At 69.9% G+C, this 25,630-nt stretch carries 26 protein-coding genes; 17 read left to right on the forward strand and 9 right to left on the reverse strand.

Translation table 11 applies throughout. The features are described from left to right. The 6 genes from OG223_RS09225 to OG223_RS09250 form a co-directional block, all read right to left on the reverse strand. On the reverse strand, positions 1–195 hold the full coding sequence (locus OG223_RS09225) for a hypothetical protein (RefSeq protein ID WP_026150825.1): 195 nt from the start codon (positions 193–195) through the stop codon (positions 1–3). A gap of 140 nt (positions 196–335) precedes the next feature. Next, positions 336–1,199: a phosphatidylinositol-specific phospholipase C/glycerophosphodiester phosphodiesterase family protein gene (locus OG223_RS09230; protein ID WP_329245031.1), complete on the reverse strand. Its 864-nt coding sequence runs from the start codon at positions 1,197–1,199 to the stop codon at positions 336–338. Positions 1,200–1,381: 182 nt separating this feature from the next. Next, positions 1,382–2,455: an acyl-CoA dehydrogenase family protein gene (locus OG223_RS09235; protein ID WP_329245034.1), complete on the reverse strand. Its 1,074-nt coding sequence runs from the start codon at positions 2,453–2,455 to the stop codon at positions 1,382–1,384. Then, entirely contained in the window at positions 2,452–3,636 is a 1,185-nt protein-coding gene (locus OG223_RS09240; RefSeq protein ID WP_329245036.1) for an acyl-CoA dehydrogenase family protein, read from the reverse strand. Before OG223_RS09240 ends, OG223_RS09235 begins: the two co-directional genes overlap by 4 nt. Further along, on the reverse strand, positions 3,633–4,640 hold the full coding sequence (locus OG223_RS09245) for an NADPH:quinone oxidoreductase family protein (protein ID WP_329245038.1): 1,008 nt from the start codon (positions 4,638–4,640) through the stop codon (positions 3,633–3,635). Before OG223_RS09245 ends, OG223_RS09240 begins: the two co-directional genes overlap by 4 nt. 189 nt (positions 4,641–4,829) lie before the next feature. Then, on the reverse strand, positions 4,830–5,411 hold the full coding sequence (locus OG223_RS09250) for a helix-turn-helix domain-containing protein (RefSeq protein ID WP_329245041.1): 582 nt from the start codon (positions 5,409–5,411) through the stop codon (positions 4,830–4,832). A gap of 78 nt (positions 5,412–5,489) precedes the next feature. Here OG223_RS09250 and OG223_RS09255 point away from each other — a divergent pair, with 78 nt between their 5' ends. The 9 genes from OG223_RS09255 to OG223_RS09295 all read left to right on the forward strand — a co-directional run bounded on the left by OG223_RS09255 (position 5,490) and on the right by OG223_RS09295 (position 13,873). Then, entirely contained in the window at positions 5,490–6,419 is a 930-nt protein-coding gene (locus OG223_RS09255) for an NAD(P)/FAD-dependent oxidoreductase (RefSeq protein WP_329245044.1), read from the forward strand. A gap of 29 nt (positions 6,420–6,448) precedes the next feature. Further along, positions 6,449–7,987 (forward strand): ATP-dependent DNA ligase, encoded by a 1,539-nt coding sequence (locus OG223_RS09260; protein ID WP_329245046.1) that lies wholly within the window; start codon positions 6,449–6,451, stop codon positions 7,985–7,987. Further along, complete coding sequence (locus OG223_RS09265) at positions 7,984–8,454, forward strand: NUDIX domain-containing protein (protein ID WP_329245048.1); 471 nt, start codon at positions 7,984–7,986, stop codon at positions 8,452–8,454. Before OG223_RS09260 ends, OG223_RS09265 begins: the two co-directional genes overlap by 4 nt. 74 nt (positions 8,455–8,528) lie before the next feature. After that, positions 8,529–9,914 (forward strand): NADP-dependent succinic semialdehyde dehydrogenase, encoded by a 1,386-nt coding sequence (locus OG223_RS09270; protein ID WP_329245051.1) that lies wholly within the window; start codon positions 8,529–8,531, stop codon positions 9,912–9,914. A gap of 25 nt (positions 9,915–9,939) precedes the next feature. Then, positions 9,940–10,176 carry a DUF6213 family protein gene (locus OG223_RS09275; RefSeq protein WP_329245053.1) on the forward strand — a complete coding sequence of 79 codons (237 nt, stop codon included), beginning with the start codon at positions 9,940–9,942 and terminating at the stop codon, positions 10,174–10,176. Between the two features lie 290 nt (positions 10,177–10,466). Then, a complete protein-coding gene (locus OG223_RS09280) occupies positions 10,467–11,531 on the forward strand; it encodes a type III polyketide synthase (RefSeq protein WP_329245056.1) in 1,065 nt (354 codons plus the stop codon). Between the two features lie 7 nt (positions 11,532–11,538). Beyond that, complete coding sequence (locus OG223_RS09285) at positions 11,539–12,753, forward strand: cytochrome P450 (RefSeq protein ID WP_329245060.1); 1,215 nt, start codon at positions 11,539–11,541, stop codon at positions 12,751–12,753. 7 nt (positions 12,754–12,760) lie between these two features. Continuing rightward, complete coding sequence (locus OG223_RS09290; RefSeq protein ID WP_329245063.1) at positions 12,761–13,282, forward strand: cupin domain-containing protein; 522 nt, start codon at positions 12,761–12,763, stop codon at positions 13,280–13,282. A gap of 60 nt (positions 13,283–13,342) precedes the next feature. Beyond that, positions 13,343–13,873, forward strand: a complete 531-nt coding sequence (locus OG223_RS09295; RefSeq protein ID WP_329245065.1) for a GNAT family N-acetyltransferase — start codon at positions 13,343–13,345, stop codon at positions 13,871–13,873. Between the two features lie 94 nt (positions 13,874–13,967). Here OG223_RS09295 and OG223_RS09300 read toward each other — a convergent pair whose 3' ends face one another. Continuing rightward, a complete protein-coding gene (locus tag OG223_RS09300) occupies positions 13,968–15,197 on the reverse strand; it encodes an acyl-CoA dehydrogenase family protein (protein ID WP_329245067.1) in 1,230 nt (409 codons plus the stop codon). A 171-nt stretch (positions 15,198–15,368) separates the two neighbouring features. Here OG223_RS09300 and OG223_RS09305 point away from each other — a divergent pair, with 171 nt between their 5' ends. Beyond that, positions 15,369–16,013, forward strand: coding sequence for a TetR family transcriptional regulator (locus OG223_RS09305; RefSeq protein WP_329245068.1), 645 nt, complete (start codon positions 15,369–15,371; stop codon positions 16,011–16,013). 89 nt (positions 16,014–16,102) lie between these two features. On the opposite strand, the gene def is transcribed toward OG223_RS09305, so the two are convergent. Further along, entirely contained in the window at positions 16,103–16,648 is a 546-nt protein-coding gene (def, locus tag OG223_RS09310) for a peptide deformylase (RefSeq protein ID WP_329245072.1), read from the reverse strand. 154 nt (positions 16,649–16,802) lie between these two features. On the opposite strand from def, the gene OG223_RS09315 reads away from it, so the two are divergent. From OG223_RS09315 to OG223_RS09345, 7 genes are all read left to right on the forward strand, one after another. Further along, positions 16,803–18,041 (forward strand): Mur ligase family protein, encoded by a 1,239-nt coding sequence (locus tag OG223_RS09315; RefSeq protein WP_329245075.1) that lies wholly within the window; start codon positions 16,803–16,805, stop codon positions 18,039–18,041. Between the two features lie 21 nt (positions 18,042–18,062). Further along, complete coding sequence (locus OG223_RS09320; RefSeq protein WP_043668543.1) at positions 18,063–18,791, forward strand: type 1 glutamine amidotransferase; 729 nt, start codon at positions 18,063–18,065, stop codon at positions 18,789–18,791. A gap of 190 nt (positions 18,792–18,981) precedes the next feature. Next, the gene (locus OG223_RS09325) at positions 18,982–20,007 is read left to right on the forward strand and encodes a 6-phosphofructokinase (RefSeq protein ID WP_329245079.1); all 1,026 of its coding nucleotides are present in this window, start codon (positions 18,982–18,984) and stop codon (positions 20,005–20,007) included. Positions 20,008–20,111: 104 nt separating this feature from the next. Next, complete coding sequence (locus OG223_RS09330; RefSeq protein WP_329245081.1) at positions 20,112–21,062, forward strand: cytochrome c oxidase assembly protein; 951 nt, start codon at positions 20,112–20,114, stop codon at positions 21,060–21,062. A 117-nt stretch (positions 21,063–21,179) separates the two neighbouring features. Then, positions 21,180–22,379, forward strand: coding sequence for a PASTA domain-containing protein (locus OG223_RS09335; RefSeq protein WP_329245084.1), 1,200 nt, complete (start codon positions 21,180–21,182; stop codon positions 22,377–22,379). Positions 22,380–22,404: 25 nt separating this feature from the next. Continuing rightward, a complete protein-coding gene (locus tag OG223_RS09340; RefSeq protein ID WP_329245087.1) occupies positions 22,405–24,237 on the forward strand; it encodes a serine/threonine-protein kinase in 1,833 nt (610 codons plus the stop codon). Between the two features lie 13 nt (positions 24,238–24,250). Beyond that, positions 24,251–24,409 carry a hypothetical protein gene (locus OG223_RS09345; protein ID WP_019070924.1) on the forward strand — a complete coding sequence of 53 codons (159 nt, stop codon included), beginning with the start codon at positions 24,251–24,253 and terminating at the stop codon, positions 24,407–24,409. Positions 24,410–24,415: 6 nt separating this feature from the next. On the opposite strand, the gene OG223_RS09350 is transcribed toward OG223_RS09345, so the two are convergent. Beyond that, positions 24,416–25,621 carry a sensor histidine kinase gene (locus tag OG223_RS09350; protein WP_329245090.1) on the reverse strand — a complete coding sequence of 402 codons (1,206 nt, stop codon included), beginning with the start codon at positions 25,619–25,621 and terminating at the stop codon, positions 24,416–24,418. Between the last annotated feature and the right edge of the window lie 9 nt (positions 25,622–25,630).

The following is a 25,630-nucleotide window of genomic DNA, read 5'->3' on the forward strand; positions in this document are numbered from 1 at the left end:
TCACGGATGCAGCCCGCTCACCAGATCCGCGGTGGCCGTGAGGCCGCTGTGGATCGTGGGCGCCATGCTGGTGCTCGCCATGAAGAACCCGAGCAGTGCGCAGACCAGCGCATGGGAGAGCTTCAGCCCGCCGCTGCGCATGAAGATCACCGCAAGGATCAGGAGCAGCAGCACCACAGAGATGGAAATGGCCATCGTCACCCTCCTCCGCCACGCCGAGATGCCTGGTTCGCGGCGTTCGGCCGCAAGTGTGGCGTAGCGGAGGGTTCGTTCGGGCTACCGACGTGTCCCCCGAACGTGTGGTGTCACAACATGTGCCGTCACCCCATGTGGTGTCACACCGTGCGGCGGGCGTCCAGGAACGCTTCCAGACCGGCGAGGTCGTCGGTGTTGAGGAAGTCCACACCGGCGGCGAACAGTTCGCCCCACAGCGCGTCCCGGGCTGGGCCCGCCACGTCCGGGGTGTTCCAGAACCGTACGGTCTGCCCGGCCGCGTGCGCCTGCCCCACGATGGTGCGCAGCTTCTGCCGCTCGGCGTCGGGGAAGGCGCCGTCGCCGAGCCAGGTGAAGTTGGTCTGCCAGTTGTCGCTGATGAGCGAGACGAAGGAGGCGGGCGCCGCGCTGCCGAGGTCGGTGAGCCGGCCGTCGTAAAAGGCGCGTCGTACGGTCTGTGCCTCCATCGGCGTACGGGCCGCGCGGTCGCCGGAGATCACGTTGGTGACGGCCCCCTGGTGCACGCGTCCGTGGGCGTAGGTCGTGAACAGGTGCCGGTAGCGCAGGAGATGGCGGTCGAGTTCGAGGTAGGTCGAGGAGCCCTCGGTCTTGATGTCGATCAGGAGTTGGAGCGGCTTGTCCCAACCCCGGTACACCGAGCCGTGGTTGGCCTTCACGAGGGCGGCGAGCGGGTCGAGGTAGAGGGATTCGAGCGTGCGGCTCGGGTCGAGTTCGGTCGCGTCGTGACCGATGAGGAGTTGGTCGCCGACGAGGAAGATGTCGGCCTCGACGCTGCCGAAGCGGTGGTCGAGGGCGTCGAAGAGCGGGCGGGGGTGTTCGTAGTCGTTGTGGGCGTGGGCGCGCCACAACGGCCGCGGGCGGCGCCCTTGTTCGCCGGCGAACGCGCTGCCCGCGGGCGGGGCGAGGACGGCCGCGAGGGTGGCGCCGAACGCGGTGAGGGCTCTGCGACGGGTGATGAGGGCCATGGTGTTCCTCCCTGTGGGGCGGGGTCGGACCACAGGGAGTATGAGGCTGTCGGGACGCCAACGAACCTGTACCTGACAGGAGTTGGCCGGACCGCCCTCGCGTGTTCACTCCTTCGGCGCAGGCTCACGGAAAAGCCCGCCCCAGGTGGGACGGGCTTTTAGCGGGCTTCACCTCATGATGGTCAGGGCGCTCGCAGGTCGACGAGTTCGGCCAGCGCCGCACGGTGGGCGCCCGCCGTGCCGTAGGCGATCGAGTCGGCCTTGGCCCGCTTCAGGTAGAGGTGGGCGGGGTGCTCCCACGTCATGCCGATGCCGCCGTGCAACTGCACGGCCTCCTCGGCCGCGTGGACGGCGACGGACGCCGCGTAGGCCTGCGCGACGGCCACCGCCACGTCGGTGTCGTCACCGGTCGCGAGAGCATCGGCCGCGTTGCGCGCCGCCGCCCGCAGGCTGACGACCTCCAGCCACAACTGCGCCAGCCGGTGCTTGAGCGCCTGGAACCCGCCGACGGGCCGGTTGAACTGCTTGCGTTCCTTCAGATACCGGACCGTCTCCGTCAACGTCCAGTCGGCGACGCCCAGTTGCTCCGACGCGAGCAGCCCGGCACCGGCCCGCAGGGCGCGTCGCACGGCGGGCTCGGCGTCACCGATCCGGCGCGCGGACGCTCCGTCGAAGACAACCCTCGCCAGCGGCCGGGTCAGGTCCAGGGACACCTGCGGTACGACGGTCACGGCGCCCGCGTCGACGGCGTACAGCCCGCCGTCCGCACCCGGCACCAGCAGCACGTCGGCGGCGGCCGCGTCGGCGATCCCGGTCAACTCCCCGTAGAGGGAACCGTTCTCGTGCCGTACGGCCTGGTGGGCGGCGCCCGGAGCGACGCTCAGGGAGACGGCGAGGACGCCGATCCTGTGGCCCGAGGCCAGCTCGGCGAGGAGGTCGTCCGCGTCGCACGCGAGGAGCGCCTCGGTCGCCACGACCGCGCTGGTGAGGTACGGGACGGGCGCGACGGCGCGGCCCAACTCCTCCAGTACGACGGCGGCTTCGCGGTGGGTGGCGCCCTGGCCGCCCTTCGCCTCGGGCACCAGGAGGCCGGCCAGGCCCATGCCGTCGGCGAGGGACTTCCACAGCGACAGGTCGTGCGGGGCGTCCGACTCGGTGCGCGCGATGACACTCGCGGCGTCGCAGTGGTCGGTGAGCAGGTCCCGGACGGCGGCGCGCAGCGCCTCTTCCTCCTCCGAGTAGAGAAGATCTGTCATCGGGCGAGGTCCTTCCAGGCGACGTCCTTGTCGGTGCGCGGCTCGGCCGGCAGGCCCAGGACGCGTTCGGCGACGATGTTCAGCAGGACCTCGCTGGTCCCGCCCTCGATGCTGTTGCCCTTGGAGCGGAGGTAGCGGTAGCCGGCGTCACGGCCGGTGAAGTCCACCAGTTCCGGTCGGCGCATGGTCCAGTCGTCGTACAACAGGCCTTCCTCGCCCCGGAGTTCGACCTCCAGGCCGCTGATCTCCTGGTTGAGGCGGGCGAACGAGAGCTTCATGCCGGAGCCTTCGTGGCCGGGCTGGCCCGCCACGAGCTGCTGGCGCAGCCGCTCACCGGAGAGCCGGGCGACCTCGGCCTCCACCCAGAGCTTGAGGAGGCGCTGGTGGAGGTCGTGGGTGCGCAACTCCGGGCGTGCGCGCCAGGTTTCGCTGACCGGGCCGATCATGCCGCCCTCGCGGGGGATGCGCATGCCGCCGATGGAGACGCGCTCGTTCATCAGCGTGGTCTGCGCGACCCGCCAGCCGTCGCCGACCTCACCGAGGCGATGGGCGTCGGGGATCCGGACGTCGGTGAGGAAGACCTCGTTGAACTCGGCCTCGCCAGTGATCTGGCGCAGTGGCCTGACCTCGACGCCGGGGTCGGTCATGTCGCAGATGAAGTAGGTGATGCCCGCGTGCTTGGGCACGTCCGGGTCGGTGCGCGCGATGAGGATGGCCCACCGGGCGAGGTGGGCGCTGGAGGTCCACACCTTCTGCCCGTTGACGATCCAGTCCTCGCCCTCGCGGACAGCCCGCGTGCCGAGCGCGGCCAGGTCGGACCCGGCGCCGGGCTCGCTGAAGAGCTGGCACCAGACCTCCTCGCCGACCCAGAGGGGCCGCAGGAACTGCTGCTTCTGCTCCTCCGTGCCGTACTTCAGGATCGTCGGAGCGGCCATGCCGAGGCCGATGCCGATGCGGCGGGGGTCGTTGTCGGGGGCGCCCGCGGCCGCCAACTCGGCGTCCACGACGGCCTGGAGAGCGCGCGGGGCACCGAGTCCGCCGAGGCCCTCGGGGTAGTGGATCCACGCGAGTCCGGCGTCGAAGCGCGCCTTGAGGAAGGCGGTTTTGTCGGTCTCCAGCGGTGGGTGCGTGGCCAGCAAATCGGCCGTGCGACGCCTGAGTTCAGCTTCGTCGATCGTCATGCGGCGGTTCCGTTCTCCAACGACGAGTTCTCCGGCGACGGGTTCTCCAGCGACGGCAGGATGACGACCCGGCCGGTCGTGACACCGTCGGCGACCCGCTGCACGGCGGCGGCCGCACCGCTCAGCGGCACGCGCTCGCTCACCAGGGGCTTGATGACACCTCGGGCGGCCAGGTCGGTGAGCTGCTCGTGGCAGTGGAGGATCAGCTTCGGGTTCTTGGTGGCGTACAGGCCCCAATGCAGGCCCAGGACCGAGTAGTTCTTCACGAGGGCGTGGTTGAGCGACGGGCTCGGGATCGTGCCGCTCGCGAAGCCCACGACCACGATCCGGCCCTCGAAGGCGACGACCTTCGTGGACTGCGTGTAGGCGTCGCCGCCGACCGGGTCGTAGATCACGTCGGCACCGCGCCCGCCGGTGGCCGCCTTGACGGCCGCGACGACGTCCTCGGTACGCCGGTCGATCACGACGTCGCAGCCCAACTCCCGTGCCACGGCTGCCTTTTCAGCACCGCCGACGACGCCGATGACGGTGGCGCCGGCGGCTTTGCCGAGCTGTACGGCCGCGCTGCCGACCCCGCCGGCGGCGGCGTGCACGAGGAGGGTCTCGCCGGCTTCCAGGTGAGCGCGCCGGTGGAGGCCGAACCAGCCCGTCTGGTAGCCGATGTGGAGTGCGGCGGTCTCCGCGTCGTCCAGCGAGTCGGGCGCGGGCAGCAGGCCGGCGGCGTCCGCGACGGCGTACTCGGCGAAACCGCCGTACGGCAGGGCGGGGTTGGCGATCACGCGGCGGCCGTCCTCGGTCTCGCCGCAGATCTCCACGCCGGGGGTGAACGGGAGTGGGGGCCTGACCTGGTAGTGGCCGCGGCACATCAGGACGTCCGGGAAGTTGATGTTCGCGGCACGCACCTTGAGCAGGACCTGGCCGTCGCCCGGCGTGGGTCGTTCCACCTCCGCCAGGCGCATCGCCTCACTCGGCTCGCCGTTCTCGTGCACTTGCCATGCCTGCATGCGGGGCCTCCACGGGACTGCTCTGTCTGACCGGGGTCGATTGCATACTAAGCGGTCGCTTGCGCGTGGGGAAACAGTCGCGTTCGTCACGGCCCCCGGGGTACGTGTAGTTGTTCGACTGCGAGCCGGTGGGGGCTGGTCGCGCAGTTCCCCGCGCCCCTGAAAGGGCGCTCCAGTGGGCGGCGTCTTTTACTGACCCCTCTTTGGCCTTGCCCTTACATGCATTCGCTCTCCCTGCGGGCCGAACAGGCTCAGGAATTCCACCGGGCCCTCGCCTGTCGAGCCGAACCAGTGCGGGACCCGGGTGTCGAACTCTGCGGCCTCCCCCGGGCCCAGCACCACGTCATGCTCGCCCAGCAGGAGACGGAGGCGGCCGGACATCACATACAGCCACTCGTAGCCCTCATGCGTCCGCAGATCCGGCTCGACCTTCCGCTGCGGTTCCAGGACCTTGTACGCCTGGAGGCCGCCGGGCTGGCGGGTCAGGGGCCAGTGGGTGCGGCCGCCCCGGACGATCGGCTCGGCGCGTACCCGTGGGTCCCGGACCGTCGGCGCTCCCACCAGTTCGTCCAGCGGCACCTCATGGGCCCGCGCGATCGGCAGCAGCAGTTCCAGGCTGGGCCTGCGGAGGCCGGACTCCAGCCGGGACAGGGTGCTCACCGAGATGCCGGTCGTCTCGGAGAGCCCGGCGAGGGTCGCGCCCCGCTCCTTCCGGATCCGCCGCAGTCGCGGGCCGACCTCCGCCAGGACCTCGTCCGTGTCGTCGCTCATGACCGATATTGCAGTTTCGGCAAACGCGTTTGTCAATACGGTCGGATCGGGGCGACCTTCTGAGTGGAGGTGGTCACCGTGACCGACACATACGAAGTGATCGTCATCGGCGGAGGCGCGGCCGGCCTGTCCGCCGCGCTGGTCCTGGGCCGGGCCCGGCGCCGCACACTCGTGATCGACGCGGGCGAGCCGCGCAACTCACCCGCCGCGCACATGCAGGGCTATCTGTCCCGGGACGGCATGTCACCCGCCGAGTTCCTGGCGCTCGGCCGCGAGGAGATCGCACGCTACGGCGTCGATCTCGTCCGGGACCGCGCGGTGGACGTCACGAAGGGCGAGGACTTCGCCGTAGCGCTGGCCGGTGGGAAGACCGTGCACGCACGTCGACTCGTGATCGCCACCGGTCTCAAGGACGAGCTGCCGACCGTCCCCGGAGTCGCCGAGCGCTTCGGGCGTGACGTGATCCACTGCCCGTACTGCCACGGCTGGGAGGTCCGTGACCAGGCCTTCGGCGTGCTCGCGGCGACGCCGATGAGTGTGCACCAGGCGCTGATGGTCTCGCAGTGGTCCAAGGACGTGACCCTGTTCCTGCACACGGTCGCCGAGTCCGAGCTGACCGACGACGACCTGCGCAGGCTGGCCGCCGCCGGGGTCGCCGTGGTGCCCGGGGAAGTCGCCGAGCTGACCGTCGAGGACGACCGGCTCACCGGCGTCCGTCTCACGGACGGCACCGCGTACCCCCGCGAGGCCGTGTTCGTCGCACCCCGCGCGATCCCGCGCACCGGTCTCCTGGAGCAACTGGGCGCGGAGCTGCACGAGACCCCGTTCGGCGCGTACCCCGTGGTCGATCCGACGGGTCTGACGACCGTGCCCGGGGTGTGGGCGGTCGGGAACGCGACGGGCTTCGCCGAGCAGGTCGTGAACGCGGCCTCCGCCGGTTACCGCGCGGGCGCCACGATCAACGGGGACCTGCTCATGACCGATCTCGACGCGGCCGTCCGGGTGTAGACCGCCCGCCTCCGTTGCACGATGGCTGCATGCTGCTGACCCGGCTCGCGCATGTGTCCCAGGAGGTCGCCGCCACCTCGGCGCGGTCCCGGAAGACCGCCCTGCTCGCGGAGCTCTTCCGGGACGCGGAGGCCGACGACGTCCCTATCGTCATCCCGTATCTGGCTGGCCGCCTGCCTCAGGGCCGCCTCGGGATCGGCTGGAAGGTGCTGAGCCGGTCGGTCGCGCCGGCCCCGGAATCCACCCTGACCGTGCGCGAGGTGGACGCCCGGCTCACCGCTCTCGGCAAGGTGTCGGGCGCCGGTTCGCAGGCCGAACGCGCCCGTCTGGTGGGCGAGTTGATGGGCGCGGCCACCGCCGACGAGCAGCGCTTCCTGTTCGGTCTGATCACCGGCGAGGTCCGGCAGGGCGCGCTGGACGCGGTCGCGGTGGAGGGACTTGCGGAGGCGACCGGCACACCTCCGGCGGACGTACGGCGAGCGGTCATGCTGGCCGGTTCGCTCCAGACGGTGGCCGAGGCCCTGCTCGCCGAGGGCCCCGCCTCCCTCGGCCGCTTCCGGCTGACGGTCGGCCGCCCGGTCCTGCCGATGCTCGCGCACAGCGCCTCCTCGGTCACCGAAGCGGTCGGGAAACTGGGTGCCTGCGCGGTCGAGGAGAAGCTCGACGGCATCCGCGTCCAGGTCCACCGCGACGACGAGACCGTACGGCTCTACACCCGCACCCTGGACGACATCACCGACCGGCTGCCCGAACTCACCGCCGCAGCAATGGAGTTGAGAGGCGAGCGGTTCATCCTGGACGGTGAGGTGATCTCCTTCGACGAGGACGGGCGCCCGCGCTCCTTCCAGGAGACGGCCGGCCGGGTCGGCTCCCGGGTGGACGTGACGACGGCCGCCGAGACCGTCCCCGTCTCCCCCGTGTTCTTCGACGCGCTGTCGGTCGACGGCCGCGATCTGCTCGACCTGCCGTTCGCCGAACGGCACGCGGAACTGGCCCGGTTGGTGCCCGAACCGATGCGCGTCCGGCGCACCCTCGTGTCCGGTCCGGAGGACATCCCCACGGCGGAGGCCTTCCTCGCCGAGACCTTGCGGCGCGGCCACGAGGGGGTCGTGGTCAAAGGCCTCGACGCGCCCTACAGCGCGGGCCGCCGGGGTGCGTCCTGGCTGAAGGTGAAGCCCGTCCACACCCTCGACCTGGTCGTGCTGGCCGCCGAGTGGGGCCACGGCCGCCGCACCGGCAAGCTCTCCAACCTCCACCTCGGCGCCCGCAAGCCCGACGGCTCCTTCGCGATGCTCGGCAAGACCTTCAAGGGCATGACCGACGCCGTGCTGACCTGGCAGACCGAGCGCCTCCAGGAGCTGGCCGTGGAGAGCGACGGCCACGTGGTGACCGTACGGCCCGAACTCGTCGTAGAGATCGCTTACGACGGACTGCAGAGGTCGACCCGCTATCCGGCCGGTGTCACGCTCCGCTTCGCGCGGGTCGTGCGCTATCGCGAGGACAAGCGGGCGGAGGAGGCTGACACGGTGGAGACGTTGCTGGCCGCGCATCCGGAGGTGAAGCCGTGAGTGGCAAGGGGAAGCGGAGTGCTGGGCTGCTGTTGTTCCGGCACACCGATCACGGTCTGGAGGTGTTGCTCGGGCATATGGGTGGCCCGTTCTTCGCGCACCGGGACGCGGGGGCGTGGAGTGTGCCCAAGGGTGAGTACGAGCCCGACGAGCCGGCCTGGGACGCGGCCCGGCGTGAGTTCCAGGAGGAGCTGGGGCTCGCGCCGCCCGAGGGCGAGGCGATCGCGCTCGGCGAGGTGCGGCAGAGCAACGGGAAGGTCGTCACCGCGTGGGCGATCGAGGCGGACCTGGATCCGGCGGCCATGGTTCCCGGCACCTTCCGGATGGAGTGGCCTCCGAAGTCGGGGCAGATCCAGGAGTTCCCGGAGCTGGACCGGGTGGAGTGGCTGGACCTCGAACGGGCGCGGGCCGTCGTCGTCCCGGCGCAGGCCACGTTTCTCGACCGGTTGGCGGAGCACTCGGACTGAGCAGCCACTCACGCGTTGCGGTCCCCCGTGCCGCGCGGGAAGGTCGAAGCACAGCCCGCTCCAGGAGGTCAGCCATGCCCATCGCGACGGTCAACCCGGCCAACGGCGAGACGCTCAAGACGTACGAGGCCATGGGTGACGAGGAGATCGAGCGCCGGCTCCAGCTCGCGGAGGCCACCTTCCGCACCTACCGGACGTCCGCCTTCGCCGAGCGCGCCCGGCTCATGCACCGGGCGGCCGATCTGCTCGACGAGGACCGGCAGGACATCGGCCGGATCATGACCATCGAGATGGGCAAGCCGGTCAAGCAGGCCCGCGCGGAGGCCGCCAAGTGCGCGAAGTCGATGCGCTGGTACGCCGACCGGGCCGAGGGGCTCCTCGCCGACGAGGAGCCGAGCGCGGCCGACGTCGAGGACTCCGGCGGAGCCCGGGCCCTGGTGCGGTACCGGCCGCTCGGCCCGGTGCTCGCGGTGATGCCGTGGAACTTCCCGCTCTGGCAGGTGATCCGCTTCGCGGCGCCCGCGCTGATGGCGGGCAACGTCGGCCTGCTCAAGCACGCGTCGAACGTCCCGCAGACCGCCCTCTACCTGGAGGACCTGTTCCACCGTGCGGGCTTCCCCGAGGGGTGCTTCCAGACCCTCCTCGTCGGCTCCGGCGCGATCGAGGAGATCCTGCGCGACGAGCGCGTGAAGGCGGCCACCCTCACCGGCAGCGAGCCGGCCGGTCGGGCGGTCGCGTCCGTCGCCGGGGACATGGTCAAGAAGACGGTGCTGGAGCTGGGCGGCAGCGATCCGTATGTCGTCATGCCGTCCGCCGACGTCGAACGGGCCGCGCGGATCGCGGTGACGGCGCGGGTGCAGAACAACGGGCAGTCGTGCATCGCCGCGAAGCGGTTCATCGTGCACACGGACGTCTTCGACGCGTTCGCCGAACGGTTCGTGGCCGGCATGAAGGCGCTCACGGTCGGTGATCCGCTGGTGGAGGAGACCGAGGTCGGACCGCTCGCGAGCGAGGCGGGCCGCAGCGATCTGGAGGAACTCGTCGACGACGCCGTGGAGAGCGGCGCGACCGTGCTGTGCGGCGGCGAGCGGCCCGACGGGGACGGCTGGTACTACCCGCCGACCGTCCTCGCCGACGTCACCCGCGAGATGCGCGTCCACCGCGAGGAGGCGTTCGGACCCGTCGCCACGCTGTACCGGGTCGCCGACCTCGACGAGGCCGTGCTGGTCGCCAACGACACGCCGTTCGGGCTGAGTTCCAATGTGTGGACGCGGGACGAGGCGGAGGTCGAGCGTTTCGTACGGGACCTGGAGGCCGGCGGGGTGTTCTTCAACGGGATGACCGCGTCGCATCCGGCGTTCCCGTTCGGCGGGGTGAAGCGGTCCGGATACGGGCGGGAACTGTCGGGGCACGGAATCCGGGAGTTCTGCAACATCACCACGGTATGGCACGGAGCGTGAGCGTTCCGCGGCTACGATCCCCTGTGTGAACCGCGAAGTGACTCTGCCTCTGATCGTCGACGACCGCGGGACCTTGCAGGTGGCTGCCGCGGATGTGAGCAAGCTTTTGCGTACCGTGGGTGGGCGGTGGCTGCACCTTGTCGAGGCCGGAGAAGCGGGGCTTGACGAGGACACGGTTGCCGCTTTGACCATTGAGCTGGCGAAGCTTGCCGACCGGATTGACGTTGCGTGCATTGCGCACAGCAGTGGGGGCGCGTCGTAGTTCGCTGAGTGGCAGGCCGGTGGGGGCTGGTCGCGCCCACGCGGCGGAGCCGCACATCGATACAGCCCCACGCCCCTGAGGGGTTGCGCTGAGCCTTGGTCCAGAGGTTGCCCCCCTTCTGTTTTCACAGGATTTACTGATCCGGTCCTTATGAGCGGGTCCCTGAATTGGAGTAGTCCACCGCGAGATCGCCGCCCTCAAGGGTGATCGTGGGTGCACCACCCTCTGAGGTGAACCACCTTCTGACCGGCGGGCGAAGGCCTTCCGGAAGGCGAAAGCAGGGACGGTTCATGGCGACTTTGTGCAAGCCCTCGGTGTCGGTTCCCGAGCACGTGATCACGATGGAGGAGACGCTGGAGCTGGCGCGCTCCCGTCACGCGGACCACCCCAACCTGCCGCTGGCCCTCCGGCTGATCGAGAACACCGGTGTGCGTACCCGGCACATCGTGCAGCCCATCGAGGAGACCCTGAAGCACCCGGGGTTCGAGGACCGCAACAAGATCTACACGGCCGAGGCGAAGGCCCGGGTCCCGGCGGTCGTACAGCGCGCGCTCGACGAGGCCGAGCTCCTCACCACCGACATCGACGTGATCATCTACGTCTCGTGCACGGGCTTCATGATGCCCTCGCTCACGGCCTGGCTGATCAACGAGATGGCCTTCGAGTCCACCACCCGCCAGATCCCGATCGCCCAGCTCGGCTGCGCGGCCGGCGGAGCGGCGATCAACCGGGCGCACGACTTCTGCACGGCGTACCCGGACGCCAACGCGCTCATCGTGGCCTGCGAGTTCTGCTCGCTGTGCTACCAGCCGACCGACCTTGGCATCGGCTCCCTGCTCTCCAACGGGCTGTTCGGCGACGGCATCGCCGCCGCGGTCGTGCGCGGGCGGGGCGGCACAGGCATCCAGCTCGAACGCAACGGGTCGTACCTGATCCCCAAGACCGAAGAGTGGATCATGTACGACGTCCGGGCCACCGGCTTCCACTTCCTGCTGGACAAGCGGGTGCCGGCCACCATGGAGCCCCTCGCGCCGGCGCTCCAGGACCTCGCGGGACTGCACGGCTGGGACGCGGCCGACCTGGACTTCTACATAGTCCACGCGGGCGGGCCCCGCATACTCGACGACCTCAGCAAGTTCCTCCAGGTCGACCCGCACGCGTTCCGGTTCAGCCGGGCCACCCTCACCGAGTACGGCAACATCGCCAGCGCCGTCGTCCTGGACGCGCTGCGCCGGCTCTTCGACGAGGGCGGCGCCGAACACCGGGCGCGCGGACTGCTCGCCGGGTTCGGACCCGGCATCACCGCCGAGATGGCCCTGGGCCGCTGGCACAACGACGACCGAGAGACGGCTTGAGTACGGCATGACTGAAGAGACGCTCACCGAGACCCTGCCCCCGGTCCGGCCCTGGCCGGCCCTCGACCTGACCGGGGTGGACTTCGACCCGGTCCTCGCCAAGCTGATGCGGGAGGGTCCGGTCAACCGGATCAAGCTGCCCAACGGCGAGGGCTGGGCGTGGCTGGTCACCCGGCACGACGACGTGCGGACGGTCACCAACGATCCCCGGTTCAGCCGCGAGGCCGTGATGGACCAGCCGGTGACCCGGCTCGCCCCGCACTTCATCCCGGCCCGCGGCGCGGTCGGCTTCCTCGACCCACCGGACCACACCCGGCTACGGCGCTCGGTCGCCCCGGCGTTCACGGCGCGCGGGGTGGAGCGGGTGCGGGAGCAATCCCGGCTGCTGCTCGACGAGTTGGTCGACGAACTGCTCCAGGACGGACCGCCCGCCGATCTCACCGAGACGGTGCTGAGCCCCTTCCCCATCGCGGTGATCTGCGAGCTGATGGGCGTGCCGGCCGCCGACCGGCACGGCATGCACACCTGGACCCAGCTCATCCTGTCCTCCTCGCACGGCGCCAAGGTCAGCGAGCAGGCGAAGGACGAGATGGGCGCCTACTTCGGCGATCTCATCGGCCTGCGGGAGAGCAGCGACGGCGAGGACGTCGCATCGCTGCTCGGTGCCGCCGTGGGCCGGGAGGAGATGACCCTGGAGGAGGCGGTGGGGCTCGCGGTGCTGCTGCAGATCGGCGGCGAGGCGGTCACCAACAACAGCGGGCAGATGTTCTATCTGCTGCTGACCCGCCCGGATCTCGTCGAACGGCTGCGCGCGGAGCCGGAGTTGAGGCCCCAAGCCATCGACGAGCTGCTGCGCTACATCCCGCACCGCAACGCGGTCGGGCTGTCCCGGATCGCCATGGAGGACGTGGAGATCCGCGGGGTGCGGATGCGGGCGGGCGACCCGGTGTACGTGTCGTACCTGGCCGCCAACCGCGACCCGGACGTCTTCCCCGATCCCGAGAAGATCGACTTCTCGCGCAGTCCGAACCCGCATGTGTCCTTCGGTTTCGGCCCGCACTTCTGCCCCGGCAACATGCTGGCGAGGCTGGAGTCCGAGCTGCTGGTGGACGCGCTGCTGGACCGGGTGCCCGGGCTGCGGCTCGCGGTCCCTGCCGATGAAGTGCCGTTCAAGAAGGGCGCGTTGATCCGCGGGCCCGAGGCACTGCCCGTGACGTGGTGAGGCACCGATGACGGCGACGGAGGGGCTGCTGGTGCCGCCGGGTCACGGCCGGATCGTACAGACACCCGCGCAGCACGTGACGTTCAAGGTGACCGGGTCGCACTCGCGTACCGCGTCCACCTTCGAGGTGGTGGTTCCGCCGGGGTTCGACGTCGGCGCCCATGTGCACACGCGCAGCGAGGAGTTGTTCTACGTGCTCGAAGGCGAACTGGACGTGCTCGCCTTCGAGCCGCGCATCCGGACACCGGACAACTGGCAGCGCTGGGAGTCGAGTTCGGGCACCCGGGCGGTACGGGCGACACCGGGCACGGTGATCGTCGTGCCGCCCGGGTGTCCGCACGCGTTCGCGAACCCGACGGAGACGCCCGCGAAGATGTTCTTCCAGGCGTCTCCGCCGCCGGACCACGAGCGGTATTTCGAGGAGCTGTTGGAGATCCTCGGCAGCGGGGGTGCGCCGGACCATGCGGCGATCGAGGAACTGCGGGCGCGGTACGACATCGAGCAGTTGACGCCCCTCAAGCACCGCTGACGCCTCGACGCGGGCGGTAATCGAGTTGATCGGGCCGAGAGGGTCGGCTAGGAACAGTCCATGCTGCGAGGAACCAAGGTCGGGCTCCGGGCCCGGCACGAGTCGGATGTCCCGGTCCTGCACGCCGAGTTGTACGACGACGTGGCGACGAGATCGCGAGTGGACTCACGGCCCTGGCGCCCCGTCTCACCGGGCAGCGAGGCCTCACCCTTCGCGATCACCGAACCTGACGACGATGCCGCCCCCTTCGCTGTCGTTACCCTCGACAACGACGAGTTGGCGGGGACCGCGGGGTTGTGGGGCATCGACACCCACAACAGAAGCGCCCACCTGGGCATGTCGCTGCGGCCGGGGTTCCGCGGCCGCGGACTCGGCGTCGATGTCGTCGAGGTCCTGTGCACCTACGGCTTCACCGTCCGCGGACTGCAGCGGCTGCAGTTGGAGACCCTGGCCGACAACACGGCGATGATCCGGGCGGCCTCCCGCGCCGGCTTCGTCCAGGAGGGGACGCTCCGCCGCGCGGCGTGGGTCAACGGCGAGTTCGTCGACGAGGTGATCTTCGGGTTGCTCGCCGAAGACTGGCACGGGTAGTGGGCTCAGGTGCGCATTCGCGCCCTGAAGGGGCGCGGGGAACTGCGCGACCAGCCCCCACCGGCCCGCAGATCACCACGGTTCCAGCCGAGCGCTAGCGAATCGGCATCCCCGACAGCGTCCTCGCGATCACCAGCCGCTGGATCTCACTCGTGCCCTCGAAGATCGTGTAGATCGCCGCGTCACGGTGCATCCGCTCGACCGGGTACTCACGGGTATAGCCATTGCCGCCCAGGATCTGAATGGCCTGCCCGGTGACCTTCTTCGCCGTCTCGCTCGCGAACAGCTTCGACATCGACCCCTCGGCCGCCGTGAACTGCTTGCCGTTGACCGCCATCCAGGACGCCCGCCACACCAGCAGCCGCGCCGCGTCGATGGACGTACGCATGTCGGCGAGCTGGAAGGCGACACCCTGGTTGTCGATGATCGGGCGGCCGAACTGCTCGCGGGTCATCGCGTAGTCGAGGGCGACCTCGTAGGCGGCGCGAGCCGTACCCACCGCCATCGCGCCGACCGCGGGGCGCGACGCCTCGAACGTGGCCATCGCGGCGTTCTTCACGCGCTCGCCGCCGCCGGCCTTCGCACGCTCACGGGCGCGGGCGAGGCGCTCGTCCAGCTTCTCCTTGCCGCCCAGCAGGCAGGAACCGGGGATGCGCACGTCCTCCAGGACGACCTCGGCGGTGTGCGAGGCGCGGATGCCGTGCTTCTTGAACTTCTGCCCCTGGGACAGACCCGGCGTGCCCGACGGGACGATGAAGGAGGCGTGGCCCTTGGAGCCGAGCTCCGCGTCGACGACCGCTACGACGACGTGGACATTGGCGATACCGCCGTTGGTCGCCCAGGTCTTGGTGCCGTTGAGCACCCACTCGTCCTTGGCCTGGTCGTACACGGCACGTGTGCGCATGGAGGCCACGTCGGAACCGGCATCCGGCTCGGAGGAGCAGAAGGCGGCGACCTTTACGTCATTGGCGTCGCCGTACATCTGGGGAATCCAGGTGCCGATCTGCTCCTCGGTGCCGTTGGCGAGGACGCCGACCGCGGCGAGACCGGTGCCGACTATGGAGAGGGCTATGCCCGCGTCGCCCCAGAACAGCTCCTCCATGGCCATCGGAATGCCGAGGCCGGTGGGGTCGAAGTACTGCTGGGCGTAGAAGTCCAGGGAGTAGATGCCGACCTTCGCGGCCTCCTGGATTACCGGCCAGGGAGTCTCTTCACGCTCGTCCCATTCGGCGGCGGCGGGGCGGATGACGTCGGCGGCGAAGCCGTGCAGCCAGTCCCGCACCTCCTTCTGTTCGTCGTTGAGTTCCATGGTGAACTCGGCCATGACTCCTCCAGCGGCGCACTAGCATGTTACTTGCGGTAACGACAGAGTCTGTTACCGACGGGTAGGAAAAGTCAACTCCCGATGACCACTCGGCAGCCCGTTCGAGGTGTTGGGCACATTGAGTGTTAGTTTGCGCAGGCGTCACCGATTCAGCACGGGTGGGGAGAGATCATGGACACCACGCAGCGGACCGATCAGCAACGGTCCGCCGACCGCCGACGGCGTGAGCTGTTGGAGGCCGCGGACAGAGTGGTGCTGCGTGATGGTCCGCAGGCCTCGATGAACGCGATCGCCGCGGAAGCGGGTATTACGAAGCCGATTCTGTACCGGCACTTCGGGGACAAGGGTGGACTCTACGCCGCCCTTGCCAAGCGGCACACGGATGCCCTGTTGTCCTCGTTGCGGGCCGCGTTGGACGCTCCTGCCGAGCGGCGGGAGCGGGTCGAGGCCACGCTGGACACCTACCTCGCCGCGATCGAGGCGCTGCCTCAGGTGTATCGGTTCCTTATGCATCCCGTTGTGGGTGGGCAGAGCACCGACCAGGGGTTCGATACGGGGAATCACTCGGTTCCGCTGCTTCGGCGGATGGGGGAGGAACTCGCTCAGGTCATCGAGGAGCGGGTGGATCTCGGGCCCAACAGCCAGCAACTGGCTCGGGTGTGGGGGCATGGGATTGTCGGAATGATGCATGCGGCGGGCGACTGGTGGCTGGGTGAACGACCCTGCTCCCGGGCCGAGTTGGTGCGGAGTTTGGCTGATCTGTTGTGGGGGCGGCTGGCTGCCGCCGGGGACAAGGTTGGCGGGCCGGGGTTCTAGGGGTCGTATTTCGGCTGCGGGTGCGTTGGGGCTGGTCGCGCCCGCGCGGCGGAGCCGCACATCGATACAGCCCCGCGCCCCTAAAAGCATCACCCTCGCCGGGACCAGGAAGCTCGGGCTGCTTGTCGCATCAAGCGGTTGTGCCGCCAACCCGTCACGCGGTCCGCGTAGACCTTTCCCTCCACGTGGTCGTACTCGTGCTGCAAGCACCTCGCGAACCAACCCGTGCCGTGCACGGTGATCGGGTCGCCGGTCGCCGTAAAACCCTCGACCACCGCGTGGTCGTAGCGCTCCGTCCCCGCCTCCAGGCCCGGTAGGGAGAGACAACCCTCCGGGCCCCTCATCACCACACCGTCCGTCTCGACCAGGCGTGGGTTGACCACATGGCCGAGGTGGCGGGTCTCCTCGTCGTCGGGGCAGTCGTAGACGAACACCCGCAAGGACTCGCCCACTTGGTTCGCGGCGAGGCCCACGCCCTGGGCCGCGTACATCGTCGCGAACAAGTCCTCGACCAGGCGGGCGAGTTCGGGGCCGAAGTCTGTTACTTCCGCGCAGGAGGTGTGAAGCAATGGGTCGCCGAGCAGAGTGAGGGGACGGACTCGCCCGTGGGCGCCCGGGATGGAGCCGTATCGCATGGGCGCAAGGGTACGGTTCTCTACGGCGCACGCCCGCCACGAGGGGTTCGCGGTGCCGCGGTTCGGGCACCGATAAGGATCTCGATAGGCTGAGGTCCACACCACGTTGCCGGAGGCAGAGGCGCGGCGCGTACGCAAGGAGGATCGAGAACTGATGGCAGGCAACTCGGACCCGCTCACGCCGCGGGCCAAGCTGGCCGTGACGGCGGGCAAGGCGGTCGCGGCGGCATCGCGTGCCGCGGGGCGGGGCAGCGGATCGGTGATCGGCGGCCGAGTGGCACTCAAACTCGACCCCGACCTGCTCGCCCGGCTCGCGCAGAGCCTGGACGTGACGCTCGTCTCGGCCACCAACGGCAAGACCACGACCACGCGGCTCATCGCCGAAGCGCTGGGGGCCGCCGGTCCCGTCGTCTCGAACGCGCTCGGTGCCAACATGCCCGCCGGCATCACCTCGGCGCTGGCCGGCGGCTCGGACGCCAAGTTCGGTGTCATCGAGGTCGACGAGAAGTACCTCGCCGGCGTCGCCCGCGACACCGACCCCAAGTGCATCGCGCTGCTCAACCTCTCCCGCGACCAACTGGACCGCGCGGCCGAGACCCGCATGCTCGCGGAGAACTGGCGTGAGGGGCTTGCCGGTTCGAAGGCGGTCGTCGTCGCCAACGCGGACGACCCGCTCGTCGTGTGGGCCGCGTCCTCCTCCCCCAACGTGATCTGGGTCGCCGCCGGGCAGATGTGGAAGGACGACGCCTGGTCCTGCCCGTCGTGCGGTGGCGTGATGCAGCGTCCCGGTGACGACTGGTTCTGCGGCGAGTGCGGGTTCCGTCGGCCGACGCCGAGTTGGTCGCTGTCCGGGGATCATGTGCTCGATCCGCACGGGTCCGCCTGGCCGATCCACCTCCAGTTGCCGGGCCGCGCCAACAAGGCCAACGCCGCGTCCTCCGCCGCCGTCGCCGCCGTCTTCGGGGTGCCGCCGCAGGTCGCCCTGGAGCGCATGTACCGGGTGCAGGCCGTCGCCGGGCGTTATGACGTCGTCCAGTTCATGCAGCGCGACCTGCGGCTGCTGCTGGCGAAGAACCCGGCGGGCTGGCTCGAAACGTTCAGCCTGATCGATCCGCCGCCGACCCCGGTGATCCTCTCGGTGAACGCGCGCGGCGCCGACGGCACCGACACCTCGTGGCTCTGGGACGTCGACTACACGCGACTGACCGGCCACCCCATCTTCGTCGTGGGCGACCGCAAGCTGGACCTCGCGGTCCGCCTGGAGGTCGCCAACCAGCACTTCCAGGTCTGCGACAACCTCGACCAGGCCGTGCAGATGGCGCCGCCCGGCCGTATCGAGGTCATCGCGAACTACACCGCGTTCCAGGATCTGCGCCGCCGCGTCGGCAACTGACACTCAGAGGACGAATTGACCATGAGCGACAACCAGCTTCGTCTGGTGTGGATCTACCCGGACCTGCTGAGCACCTACGGCGACCAGGGCAACGCCCTTGTCGTGGAACGCCGGGCGCGGCAGCGCGGCCTCGACGTGGCCCGGATGGACGTGCGCAGCGACCAGCCCATCCCGACCTCGGGCGACATCTATCTGATCGGCGGCGGCGAGGACCGTCCGCAGCGGCTCGCGGCCGAGCGGCTGCGCCGTGACGGCGGCCTGCACCGGGCGGTCGGCAACGGCGCGATCGTCTTCTCGGTGTGCGCCGGCTACCAGATCCTCGGCCACGAGTTCATCAACGACCTCGGCCAGCGCGAGCCCGGCCTCGGTCTGCTCGACGTGGTGTCGGTGCGCGGCGAGGGCGAGCGGTGCGTCGGCGACGTCCTCGGGGACATCGACGCGCGCCTCGGCCTGCCCCAGTTGACCGGCTTCGAGAACCACCAGGGCGTCACCCACCTCGGCCCCACCGCCCGCCCCTTCGCTCAGGTCCGCCTCGGCAAGGGCAACGGCACGGGCGACGGCACGGAGGGCGCGTACAACGACACGGTGTTCGGCACGTACATGCACGGGCCCGTGCTCGCCCGCAACCCGCTGATCGCGGACCTGCTGCTCAAGCTGGCCCTCGATGTGAACGCGCTGCCGCCGATCGACGACCGCTGGTACGAGGCGCTCCGCAACGAGCGCATCACCGCAGCTCAGCAGCCCGCCTGAACCAGATGTCCATCTCCTCTTCGGATGCCGGAAACCAGCCCGTCTGACGGGCTGTCCGCGCAGGTGAGCGGGGTCGTCCAGCAGGCGGACGCACGCTACGACCCCGCCCCCTTCTGCCGCTAGGGTGGCGGGGTTCATACCGGACAACGTGGTCCGGTCCCGGTCCACGTCGAGAAGGTTCTTTCGGGCTATGCGCATTGGTGTCCTCACGTCCGGCGGCGACTGCCCCGGCCTGAACGCCGTCATCCGGTCCGTCGTGCACCGCGCCGTCGTTGACCACGGCGACGAGGTCATCGGCTTCCGTGACGGCTGGAAAGGCCTCCTGGAGTGCGACTACCTCAAGCTCGACCTCGACGCGGTGAGCGGCATCCTCGCTCGCGGCGGCACCATCCTCGGCTCCTCCCGCGTCCAGCCCTCCCACCTGCGGGACGGCGTCGAGCGGGCCCGAGGCCATGTCGAGGAGCTCGGCCTCGACGCGATCATCCCGATCGGCGGCGAGGGCACGCTCAAGGCGGCCAAGCTGATGTACGACGCCGGTCTCCCGATCGTCGGCGTCCCCAAGACCATCGACAACGACATCGCGGTCACGGACGTCACCTTCGGCTTCGACACGGCCGTCGGTGTCGCGACCGAGGCGCTCGACCGGCTCAAGACGACCGCCGAGTCCCACCAGCGGGTCCTCGTCGTGGAGGTCATGGGCCGCCACACCGGCTGGATCGCGCTGCACTCCGGCATGGCGGCCGGCGCGCACGCCATCGTCGTACCTGAACGGCCTTTCGACATCGAGGAGTTGGCCGCGCGGGTCGGCGAACGCTTCGAGGCGGGCAAGCGGTTCGCGATCGTGGTCGCGGCGGAGGGTGCGAAGCCGCGTGCGGGGTCCATGGACTTCGACGAGGGCAAGAAGGATGTCTACGGCCATGAGCGCTTCGCGGGGATCGCGCGGCAACTCTCCATCGAGCTGGAGGAACGGCTCGGCAAGGAAGCGCGGCCGGTGATACTCGGGCATGTGCAGCGTGGGGGGACCCCGACTGCCTACGACCGTGTTCTCGCGACCCGGTTTGGGTGGCATGCGGTGGAGGCCGCGCATCGGGGGGAGTTCGGGAAGATGACCGCGCTTCAGGGGACCGAGATCTTGATGGTGCCGTTGGCCGATGCGGTGGAGACGCTGAAGACGGTGCCTGCTGATCGGTATGAAGAGGCTGAGTGCGTCCTGTAGCCCGTCCCTGAGCGAAACTGCCCCCGGTCACGATCGTGACCGGGGGCAGTTCTAGTCTGTGTGCGGACAGACTTGCACAACCCCCACGAATCAGGAGCCGTCCGATGGATCACGGCGGGCACGGCATGACCATGGATCTGCCGCCGTTCACGTTCGGGCGGGGGCTTGCGTGGTCGGCCGATCCGTTCTTCCTGACGGCCTGCCTGCTGGGTCTCGGGCTGTACGCGTGGGGGGTCCTGCGGTTGCGGCGGCGGGGGGACTCGTGGCCGGTGGGGCGGACGATCTCGTACGTCATCGGTGTGCTGACCATCGGGCTGGTGATGTGCACCAAGCTCAACGACTACGGCATGGTCATGTTCAGCGTGCACATGGTGCAGCACATGATCATCAGCATGCTCTCGCCGATCCTGCTGTTGCTCGGCGCTCCGATCACCCTCGCGTTGCGCGCGCTGCCGCCGGCGGCCCGGGGCAAAAAGGGGCCCCGCGAGCTGCTGTTGATGTTTCTGCACAGTCGGTACATGAAGGTCATCACGCATCCCGCGTTCACGATCCCGCTGTTCATCGCGAGCCTTTACGCGCTGTACTTCACGCCCATTTTCGACTTCCTGATGGGGTCGAAGACCGGGCACATCGCGATGATGGTGCACTTCCTCGCCGTGGGTGTGGTGTTCTTCTGGCCGATCATGGGCGTGGACCCGGGGCCGAATCGGCCCGGCTATCTGATGCGGATGCTGGAGCTGTTCGCCGGGATGCCGTTCCACGCGTTCTTCGGTATCGCGTTGATGATGGCGTCGGAGCCGATGGTCGAGACGTTCAAGAACCCGCCCGCCTCGCTCGGTATCGACGCGTTGTCCGATCAGAACGCGGCCGGCGGTATCGCCTGGGCGTTCAGCGAGGTCCCGTCCGTGCTGGTGCTGATCGCCCTGCTGTTCCAGTGGTACAGCTCGGAGCAGCGGCAGGCGAAGCGCCAGGACCGGGCGGCCGACCGGGACGGCGACAAGGAACTCGAGGCGTACAACGCCTATTTGGCCTCATTGAACGCACGAGGCAATTGAACACATGCGGTAACTGAACGGCAATTTCGTTCAGTAGCATAAAGCGCGATGGGGGAACCGCCACCGGGGGGAGCGGTAATGACATTTCGCGCGGTTGTGCAAAGGACCGGAATTTCGGTGATCCGCCGGATCGCCGTGCCGCTCGTCTGTGTCCTGGTCGTGAGCGGACTGAGTGGATGCGGCGGAGACGCACATACGTTCGCCGTGCAGGCGGTCGCCGCCGGAGTTCCGTCGCTCGCGCCTTTCTTCGGCGAGAAACAGGGACTGGGCCACGACACCCGGGCGCGTTCGCTGCCGGTGCGGGGCACCTTGCAGCAAGGGGACACACCTGGTCTGTACGGGGGCACCAAGCAGCCGACCCTCTGTGACGTGGCGAAGCTCAAGAGGTTTCTGACCGACCCCGCGAACCACCAGAAGGCGGTCGCCTGGTCCAGCGTGCCGGGCATCGGCACGGACCGGATACCGGTCTATCTGGATCGGCTCACACCCGTACTCCTGCGTCACGACACTCTCGTAGAGAACCACGACTTCAGGAAAGGAAAGGCCACGCCTTACAACTCCCTTCTCCAGGCGGGAATCGCGATTCTCGTCGACGACCAGGGGGAACCCGCCGCGAAGTGCTCGTGCGGAAATCCGCTGCGCCCCTTCAAGGGCGACGCGAACCTGATTTCCGTCAAGTTCGCGGACGGCAACAAGAAGTGGAGCGGATATCAGGCGTCCTCGGTCGTGGCCGTACGTCCGGCGGCGCGGAAGGTGGAGCGCCTCGCCCTCGTCGACATCGGCGATCCAAACCGCGGTATCGAGCGTCCGGTCGGTACGACGGGCAAGCGCGACACCGTCTTCGACACCCGGCGGCAGCACGCGGTGCCGAACCTCGCGGGGACGACGTTCGGGGAGGCGCGGGAGCAACTGGTGAGCAGCGGTCTGGCCGTCGGGTACGGCGGGAGTACGGCGCCGTCCGACGACGCCCGGGTCACGGCGACCGATCCGCCCGCCGGGACCGAGCTGGGGTTCGGGGAGTACGTGCTGCTGAGCGTGGCCGGCGGGGCGAAGTCCACTCCCCCGGCTCCGACGACCACCTCCGGACCGACACTCGGCCCGCCGACGTCCACGCCCTCGTCACAGCCCTCGTCGCCACCACCGTCCTCGCGCACGAGTGAACCGCCGCCGTCGAGCAGTTCGCCTACGACCGGTTCGCCCTCGATGGTGACCGACTCTCCCTCGACGAGCGCGCCGGTCACCAGCAGTGCGGCCGTCACCGCCACCGTCACGACCACCACGACTCCCACGACGACAGCCACCACGACCGAGACGTGACGAGGACCCGGAAGGAGGACTCCGGATGTCACAGGGATCGCCGACCTCGGGAGTGGGCCGGGTCATCGCCGGCCGTTATCTCCTGCTGAACCGGCTGGGCAGTGGCGGTATGGGACATGTGTGGCTCGCACATGACCAGCGGCTGGCCTGTGAAGTCGCGCTCAAGGAGATCGTGTTCAGCAACCCGGCCTACGCCGACGCCGAGCGGGAGGCCCGGGTCGCACGGGCCCGGGCCGAGGCACGGAACGCGGCCGGGCTGCGCGGTCACCCCCATGTGGTGACCGTCCATGACGTGCTGGAGCACGAGGGGCTGCCGTGGATCGTCATGGAGTATGTGGCGGACGCCGTGGACCTGCGCGACCTGATCGGCCGGCACGGCTCGGCGGCCCCGGCGGAGTGCGCCCGCATCGGGCTCGCCGTCCTTGACGCGCTGACCGCGGGGCACCAGCGGGGCGTGATGCACCGGGACGTGAAACCGGCGAACATCCTGCTCGCGCCGGACCGCACCGGTTCGCCGTACGCCCGCGTCCTGCTCACCGACTACGGCATCTCGGTGCAGCCGGACGCCGGGGAGACGCGGTACACGCAGACGTCCGTGCTCGTCGGTACGGCGGGGTATCTGGCGCCGGAGCGGGCCACGGGCGGGCCGCCGACCGCCGCCGCCGACCTGTTCTCGCTGGGCTGCACGCTGTACCACGCCGTCGAGGGCCACGGCCCCTTCGTGCGCGAGACCCCGCTCGCCGAGATCACCGCGGTGGTCATGGAGGACCCGCTGCCCCCGGTCCGCGCGGGCGCGCTGGCACCGGTGCTCCACGCGATGCTGGAGAAGGATCCGCTACGACGGATCTCGGCGACGGAGGCGGAGGCGGCACTGGCGCGGATCGTGACGCCGCAGACGGAGGCGGAGGCGTACGCACGGACCCAGACCGACCTGGGCTCGCCGTCACCCTGGGAAGGGCAGTCGGTGCCTTTCACGGCGGGGCCGTCGGCTCCCTCGTCCTCCCCCGCCGGTCGGCGCCGCCGCCCGCGTTCCCGGCTCCGCCAGGCCGTCCTCGCGGGCCTGCTCGGGCTCGCCCTCGCCCTCGGCGGCGTCTGGTACGCCATGGCCCACCAGCCACCCGGCGACCACACGGACACGAGCAAGGACAGCCCGCCGTACGGCAATACCGTCGGCCTCTCCGCGCCGCTCAAGGACGGCGACTGTGTCACCGCCGACTGGCCCGGTGGGAAGCGGTTCGAGGGGACGCCCCGGCTCGCCGTCGACTCCACCTGCCGGAACTCGGTGCCCGACGGTCAGGTGATGGCGTTCGTGTCCACCGCGTCGGCGGGCGAGGCGCGCAAGGTGGGCTCGGATCGGTGTGCGGAGCGGACGCGGGAGGCACGGGAGAAGCTGGCGGACGTGCGGGGCTTCGCCGTCGTACCGACCGACGCGGGTTTCACGGCCGCCGGGCATCGCGCCGCGTGTCTGGTGCTGGGCGCGCACGGGCCGGTCTACGGGCCGCTCGGGAGCCGTCGCGTTCTCGGGTCGGCGTTCGCGGACACGTCGACCATGCAGAAGGGGGACTGTCTGGACGTGCCCTCGGACCGGGCCGCGAGCCTGGTCTCCTGCACCGGGAAGCATGATCAGGAAGTGGTCGGGTTCACCCGGTTGGGCGCCGGCGTCACGCTGGCCCAGGCCCGTACGCGGTCGGACGCGGCCTGCGCCCGGGACGTCCCGCCGGCCGACCACGGCTTCGGTCCGTCGGTGTACGAGGCCGCCTCCTGGACCAGTCGGGGACCGTGGAAGTCGGGCACACATTTCGTCGTGTGCGCCGTTCGGAGGCAGAACGGGGGCACCATGGAGGGGAACGAACCATGAGGAGGGTGTTGCGATGCCCGGTTCCACGAAGACCATGGGGGTGATCACCGTCGGCGGACTCGTGGTGGTGACGGCCTACACGGTGGCGCTCGGCAGTAACGGCTGGCTGTGGTTCGGCTGGGTCGTGCTCGGGCTGATCACCCTCGGGATGGTGGCCACGCGCAGCACCTGACGCCCGCTACCCGGCGCTCCGCCGGCTGGCCGAGTGCACGCCCGGCTGGTACTTCGGCAGCCGGGCGGTGATCTTCATGCCCGCTCCTACGGCGGTCTCGATGACGAGGCCGTAGTCGTCGCCGTAGACCTGGCGGAGCCGGTCGTCGACGTTGGACAGGCCGATGCCGCCCGAGGGGCTGACCTCCCCTGCGAGGATGCGGCGCAGCAGGTCGGGGTCCATGCCGGCGCCGTCGTCCTCGATGACGACGAGTGCCTCGGCGCCCGCGTCCTGCGCGGTGATGCTGATACGGCTCTTGTCGGCCTTGCCCTCCAGGCCGTGCTTCACGGCGTTCTCGACGAGTGGTTGCAGGCACAGGAACGGGAGCGCGACCGGCAGCACCTCGGGGGCGATCTGGAGCGTGACGGAGAGCCGTTCGCCGAAGCGGGCCCGGACGAGTGCCAAGTAGTGGTCGATGGCGTGGAGTTCGTCGGCGAGGGTGGTGAAGTCGCCGTGCCTGCGGAACGAGTAGCGGGTGAAGTCGGCGAATTCCAGGAGCAGTTCGCGGGCGCGCTCGGGGTCGGTGCGGACGAACGAGGCGATCACCGCGAGCGAGTTGAAGATGAAGTGCGGGGAGATCTGGGCCCGAAGTGCCTTGATCTCGGCCTCGATCAGCCGGGTGCGGGACTGGTCCAGATCCGCCAACTCCAGTTGGACCGAGACCCAGCGGGCGACCTCCCCGGCGGCCCGGACCAGGACGGCGGACTCGCGCGGCGCGCAGGCGACCAGCGCGCCGTGGACCCGGTCGTCGACGGTGAGCGGGGCGACCACCGCCCAGCGCAACGGGCAGTCGGGGGCTGCGCAGTTGAGCCGGAACGCCTCGCCGCGGCCGGTCTCCAGGGGGCCCGCGAGCCGTTCCATGATCTCGGCCCGGTGATGGTCGCCGACGCCTTCCCAGGCGAGGACCTGCTTCTGGTCGGTCAGGCAGAGCGCGTCGGTGCCGAGCAGCGTGCGCAGTCTGCGGGCCGAGCGGCGGGCCGTCTCGCCGGTGAGGCCGGCGCGCAGCGGGGGTGCGGCGAGGGAGGCGGTGTGCAGGGTCTGGAAGGTGGCGTGCTCGACGGGGGTGCCGAGTCCGCCGAGGTTCTCGGGGCGCGCGGTGCGCCGGCCGAGCCAGAAGCCGGCGGCGAGCAACGGGAGTACGGCAACACAGAGGCCGGCCAGGAATCCGCTCATGCGGCCGCC

Origin of the sequence: Streptomyces sp. NBC_01478, assembly GCF_036227225.1 — a bacterium.
In the GTDB taxonomy this organism is placed as follows: Bacteria; Actinomycetota; Actinomycetes; order Streptomycetales; family Streptomycetaceae; genus Streptomyces.

Excerpts from the sequence above, each read along its gene's own strand:
- OG223_RS09350 (WP_329245090.1), bottom strand. The coding sequence starts at position 25,621 with ATGAGCGGATTCCTGGCCGGCCTCTGTGTTGCCGTACTCCCGTTGCTC.
- OG223_RS09340 (WP_329245087.1), top strand. The coding sequence starts at position 22,405 with ATGTCACAGGGATCGCCGACCTCGGGAGTGGGCCGGGTCATCGCCGGC.
- OG223_RS09260 (WP_329245046.1), top strand. The coding sequence starts at position 6,449 with ATGCTGCTGACCCGGCTCGCGCATGTGTCCCAGGAGGTCGCCGCCACC.
- OG223_RS09320 (WP_043668543.1), top strand. The coding sequence starts at position 18,063 with ATGAGCGACAACCAGCTTCGTCTGGTGTGGATCTACCCGGACCTGCTG.
- OG223_RS09270 (WP_329245051.1), top strand. The coding sequence starts at position 8,529 with ATGCCCATCGCGACGGTCAACCCGGCCAACGGCGAGACGCTCAAGACG.
- OG223_RS09230 (WP_329245031.1), bottom strand. The coding sequence starts at position 1,199 with ATGGCCCTCATCACCCGTCGCAGAGCCCTCACCGCGTTCGGCGCCACC.
- OG223_RS09305 (WP_329245068.1), top strand. The coding sequence starts at position 15,369 with ATGGACACCACGCAGCGGACCGATCAGCAACGGTCCGCCGACCGCCGA.
- OG223_RS09240 (WP_329245036.1), bottom strand. The coding sequence starts at position 3,636 with ATGACGATCGACGAAGCTGAACTCAGGCGTCGCACGGCCGATTTGCTG.
- OG223_RS09345 (WP_019070924.1), top strand. The coding sequence starts at position 24,251 with ATGCCCGGTTCCACGAAGACCATGGGGGTGATCACCGTCGGCGGACTC.
- OG223_RS09235 (WP_329245034.1), bottom strand. The coding sequence starts at position 2,455 with ATGACAGATCTTCTCTACTCGGAGGAGGAAGAGGCGCTGCGCGCCGCC.
- OG223_RS09245 (WP_329245038.1), bottom strand. The coding sequence starts at position 4,640 with ATGCAGGCATGGCAAGTGCACGAGAACGGCGAGCCGAGTGAGGCGATG.
- OG223_RS09250 (WP_329245041.1), bottom strand. The coding sequence starts at position 5,411 with ATGAGCGACGACACGGACGAGGTCCTGGCGGAGGTCGGCCCGCGACTG.
- OG223_RS09300 (WP_329245067.1), bottom strand. The coding sequence starts at position 15,197 with ATGGCCGAGTTCACCATGGAACTCAACGACGAACAGAAGGAGGTGCGG.
- OG223_RS09290 (WP_329245063.1), top strand. The coding sequence starts at position 12,761 with ATGACGGCGACGGAGGGGCTGCTGGTGCCGCCGGGTCACGGCCGGATC.
- OG223_RS09225 (WP_026150825.1), bottom strand. The coding sequence starts at position 195 with ATGGCCATTTCCATCTCTGTGGTGCTGCTGCTCCTGATCCTTGCGGTG.
- OG223_RS09315 (WP_329245075.1), top strand. The coding sequence starts at position 16,803 with ATGGCAGGCAACTCGGACCCGCTCACGCCGCGGGCCAAGCTGGCCGTG.
- OG223_RS09280 (WP_329245056.1), top strand. The coding sequence starts at position 10,467 with ATGGCGACTTTGTGCAAGCCCTCGGTGTCGGTTCCCGAGCACGTGATC.
- OG223_RS09325 (WP_329245079.1), top strand. The coding sequence starts at position 18,982 with ATGCGCATTGGTGTCCTCACGTCCGGCGGCGACTGCCCCGGCCTGAAC.
- OG223_RS09295 (WP_329245065.1), top strand. The coding sequence starts at position 13,343 with ATGCTGCGAGGAACCAAGGTCGGGCTCCGGGCCCGGCACGAGTCGGAT.
- OG223_RS09285 (WP_329245060.1), top strand. The coding sequence starts at position 11,539 with ATGACTGAAGAGACGCTCACCGAGACCCTGCCCCCGGTCCGGCCCTGG.
- OG223_RS09330 (WP_329245081.1), top strand. The coding sequence starts at position 20,112 with ATGGATCACGGCGGGCACGGCATGACCATGGATCTGCCGCCGTTCACG.
- def (WP_329245072.1), bottom strand. The coding sequence starts at position 16,648 with ATGCGATACGGCTCCATCCCGGGCGCCCACGGGCGAGTCCGTCCCCTC.